Origin of the sequence: Craterilacuibacter sp. (genome assembly GCF_051659485.1) — a bacterium.
Lineage (GTDB): Bacteria > Pseudomonadota > Gammaproteobacteria > Burkholderiales > Chromobacteriaceae > Craterilacuibacter.
The window spans coordinates 1-3,606 of the sequence record NZ_JBOFOO010000300.1 but is presented as its reverse complement, the minus strand read 5'-3'; the positions used below and the strand labels follow the sequence as shown (position 1 = coordinate 3,606).

The following is a 3,606-nucleotide window of genomic DNA, read 5'->3' as shown; positions in this document are numbered from 1 at the left end:
TGTCCAGCCAGCTTGCCGATGCCAGCGTTGCGTCACCAACAGAAGCCGGCTCACCCAGCAGAAATGCGCCCAGTCGATAGGCCAGATAATAGATAGGGGCAAAGGTCAGCGGGTTGGTCACCAGCGTAGACAAGGCTGCGGCAGCCACGTTGGCACGCAGGATAATAGCCGCCCCCACTGCCAGAATAATCTGGGCAAAAGGTGTAAGCAGACCGAAAAACACGCCTAGCGCCATACCCAGCGCCACACTGTGACGGCTGAGATACCACAACTGCTCGCGTCCCAACCACGGCGCAAGCCAGCGCAAGCCCCTGCGCTGGCGCAGGCTGTGCGCATCAGGCAGCAGGCGGCGCAATTTTCTTTTCAAGACAGACTCTCCCTCGATTGATGCAAAAACAGCCGATAACCGGCGCTGTACTCATGCTATTGCGGGCGTTTCATTGCCTTCAGTTCAAGACAGGGATCTTCGCGCTTGGTTTCCGCCACCACAACAGCCAGATCATACGCCGCCGTACCCTGCCCCGGCTCGACAAAACCCACGACCCATAGCGGCATCTTCGCCGGCAACCAGCGCGGCACCCCCAGATCGCGGCGCACATGGCCGTTGCCGGCGATCAGCACCGCTCCTTGCGCGGCATGCGCCTGCAAGGCATCGGCCAGCACCACGTCGCGCGCGACTTGGGCGCGCACCATGGCCGGCATGGCACTGGCAGGCAGCATACCGCAATGGCCACGGTCCACCGCCTGTTGCTGCCCGGCGGCCAGATCGGCCGGCAGCAGCTGATCCAGCCGGTAGCGCGCACGCACCCCAGGCGTCAGCGCCGCCGCATAGCCCTCCTTCATCACCTTGCGCGCATCGCTGCGCGACAGGTTGCCGGCCACCAACGGCAGCTGGTAGCGCTGCGCCAGTACCAGTAAGGGCCGGTATTGCGCCCAGTCCCAACCTTTGCCCCCGACCAGAGCGATGATGCAGTCGGTGTCGTCCGCGCAGCGCAAGCGCGCCGCATCCAGCTCGCCCTGCTGCTCGCGGTCGAACATTTCCATCACCAGCGCCGGACGCCAGCCGGACTGCAGTGCCTGCTCAAGCAAGGCCAGTCTTTGTGCATGGCCGCCGGCATTGTCGTGCACTTCGCCCAATAGCACCACATGCTGGCCGCGCATCCAGCGCGAGGCCTGATCGGCTATGCTAGCCGCAGGCTGCGCTTGCGCAAGTAGTGGTAAAGACAACACCAGCCATGCGGCCAGACGATTTAAATACGACACGGTCTTTTCCTTCGCGGGAATTTGATTCATTCTGCACTATCGCGGCAGGCGCTGCACGGGCCTGCACCCGAAAACTGTCACCTTGAGGATGTGCCATGAGCCAGGAATTCAACCCCAACGACCCTTTTGCCCTGCTGCGTCAATTCTGGCAAGGCGCGACACCTAGCGGCGGCCAGCCCTTCATGCCGCCAATGAGCGAAGAAGAAGTCGGCCGCAAGATTGCCGAACTCAAGGTCGTCGAAGGCTGGCTGACGATGAATATGGGTATGCTGGCCATGCAGATCAAGACACTGGAAATGCAGCAGGCCGCACTGGTGGCCCTCAAGCGCAAGGACGCTTAAGCCGGCCCTCTGGCGCGTGATTAAACGCGGGCTTGCCAAAGAACTAGCCTAGCGCTACTGCGGCCCCGCGAAAGGAAAGATCGTGGCGAATATCGTGATTGTGGGCGCTTCTAGCGGCATTGGGGCGGCACTGGCAACACAGCTGATGGCCGCAGGCCATCAGGTATATGGCACCTATCATGCGACCCTACCGGCGACGGCGACCGGCTTTGCCCATCTACAGGCACTGAATATATTGGATGAAAGCCCGGATTTCGGTTTTTTGCCTGATGTGATTGATGGCTTGGTCTACTGCCCGGGCGCATTGACCCTAAAGCCTTTTGCACGGATAAAGCCGGAAGAATTTATAGCCGATTATCAATTGCAGTTAGTCGGTGCCGTCAAAGCCACACAGGCTTGCCTTGCGAAACTGAAAAATGCAGCCAGCCCGTCGATTGTATTTTTCTCCACGGTAGCGGTACAAACCGGCTTTAACTTTCATACGCTGGTGGCCGCCTCCAAGGGCGCGATAGAAGGGCTCAGCAGGGCACTCGCAGCCGAGCTTGCCCCCAAGATCAGGGTGAACTGCATTGCCCCCTCGCTGACCGACACCCCGCTAGCTGCGGCCTTACTCAATACCGTAGAAAAAAAAGAAGCCGGCGCGCAGCGGCACCCGCTTAAAAAAATCGGCCAGCCCGAAGACCTCGCCTACCTTGCATCTTTTTTACTTTCCGAAAAATCAGGCTGGATCACGGGACAAATACTGCATGCCGATGGCGGCATGTCGAGCCTGAAGGTTTAGCCAGCACCCGGCTTGCCGTCTTTAAATCGATAGCAAAGCCTGCCCCGCACGCACCCGGCGCCAAAAACAAGGGCGCCAGATGCCCGGTGCCGGGATGCGCCGCGCAGGCGCCAGTGCTGGCGCGCCATGCGGGCGAGACAAACAAAGCCGGCCGAGGCATAACGACTGACGCCGGTTTAAAAGCCGCTTTACTTGGCCTTGGCCGCTTCCAGCGCGATGTCCAGCTTGACGTCATCGGCAATGCCCGGCAGATAGGTCTTCATGCCGAATTCGCTGCGCTTGAGCTGGCCTGTAGCATTCACGCCCCATGTCTCGACACCGCTCATCGGGTTGGCCAGCTTGGCGGCATAGCGCACCTTGAGCGTCACCGGCTGCGTCACGCCCAGCAGCGTCAGTTTGCCGGCTATTTCGGTCGGCTTGCCATCCTTGAACTCAACTTTGTCCGACACAAAATGCATCGTCGGATATTTGGCGACATTGAAAAAATCGGCGCTCTTCAGATGCTCGTCACGCTTGGCCAAATAGCTGTTGAGAGTCGCAGTCGGGATGGTGACATCAACCTTGCCGGTCCTGGCCACCTCGTCCACCAACAGACTGCCCTTGATCTGGCTGAAAGTACCGCTTTGCAGCGACAGGCCCAGGTGGTTGATTTCGTAGCTGGCACTGGCATGGGTCGTATCGATATCGTATTTGACCGGTGCAGCATAAGCCGCGCTGGTGGCAGACAGAATCAGGCAGGCAAGCAGGGTTTTATGCATGGTGTTTTCCTTTGAGTTAATCAGGGCTTGGTCAGAGACAGACGGAAATTGAGCTTGACGGTGTCGGATACGGTTTCAGTATCACGCCAGCTACCGTCGCCGATATTGAAGGACAGACGCGAAACGGGCAGTACGCCTTCTATCAGCATATTGTTGCCCTGCGCCTGTGCGGTAAACGGCGCGCTGATCTCGCGGGTCACGCCCTTGAGCGTCAGTTTGCCGCGTACTTCGTAACGGCCAGCGGGCAGCGCCTTGAATGTAGTGGCAACAAAGCGTGCCTCCGGGTAACGCGCGATATCAAACCAGGCCGGCTTTTTCGCTTCTGCCACCGCATCGGTGGCCGGCAAGGCAATACTGCTCGTAGCGATACGGATATCGGCGCGGCTATTGGCAAGCTTGACCGGATCAAAATGCGCATCGGCCTTGAAAGTGCGGAAGCTGCCCTTCATCGGCACCCCCATCT

The 3,606-nt window shown here is 59.4% G+C and carries 6 protein-coding genes; 2 read left to right on the top strand and 4 right to left on the bottom strand.

Annotated features, from left to right (window positions below; translation table 11 throughout):
* Positions 1-367 (bottom strand): DUF2062 domain-containing protein (locus ACRC1E_RS10545; RefSeq protein ID WP_438515054.1); only part of this gene is annotated, 367 nt, incomplete at its 3' end.
* A gap of 56 nt (positions 368-423) precedes the next feature.
* On the bottom strand, positions 424-1,263 hold the full coding sequence (locus ACRC1E_RS10540; RefSeq protein ID WP_438515053.1) for a ChaN family lipoprotein: 840 nt from the start codon (positions 1,261-1,263) through the stop codon (positions 424-426).
* Positions 1,264-1,358: 95 nt separating this feature from the next.
* Here ACRC1E_RS10540 and ACRC1E_RS10535 point away from each other — a divergent pair, with 95 nt between their 5' ends.
* Both ACRC1E_RS10535 and ACRC1E_RS10530 read left to right on the top strand, forming a co-directional pair.
* Positions 1,359-1,604 (top strand): PhaM family polyhydroxyalkanoate granule multifunctional regulatory protein, encoded by a 246-nt coding sequence (locus ACRC1E_RS10535; RefSeq protein WP_438515052.1) that lies wholly within the window; start codon positions 1,359-1,361, stop codon positions 1,602-1,604.
* A gap of 82 nt (positions 1,605-1,686) precedes the next feature.
* On the top strand, positions 1,687-2,385 hold the full coding sequence (locus ACRC1E_RS10530) for an SDR family NAD(P)-dependent oxidoreductase (RefSeq protein WP_438515051.1): 699 nt from the start codon (positions 1,687-1,689) through the stop codon (positions 2,383-2,385).
* Positions 2,386-2,573: 188 nt separating this feature from the next.
* On the opposite strand, the gene ACRC1E_RS10525 is transcribed toward ACRC1E_RS10530, so the two are convergent.
* Both ACRC1E_RS10525 and ACRC1E_RS10520 read right to left on the bottom strand, forming a co-directional pair.
* Positions 2,574-3,143 (bottom strand): YceI family protein, encoded by a 570-nt coding sequence (locus tag ACRC1E_RS10525; protein WP_438515050.1) that lies wholly within the window; start codon positions 3,141-3,143, stop codon positions 2,574-2,576.
* Between the two features lie 20 nt (positions 3,144-3,163).
* Positions 3,164-3,606 (bottom strand): YceI family protein (locus tag ACRC1E_RS10520; protein WP_438515049.1); only part of this gene is annotated, 443 nt, incomplete at its 5' end.

Excerpts from the sequence above, each read along its gene's own strand:
- ACRC1E_RS10535 (WP_438515052.1), top strand. The coding sequence starts at position 1,359 with ATGAGCCAGGAATTCAACCCCAACGACCCTTTTGCCCTGCTGCGTCAA.
- ACRC1E_RS10525 (WP_438515050.1), bottom strand. The coding sequence starts at position 3,143 with ATGCATAAAACCCTGCTTGCCTGCCTGATTCTGTCTGCCACCAGCGCG.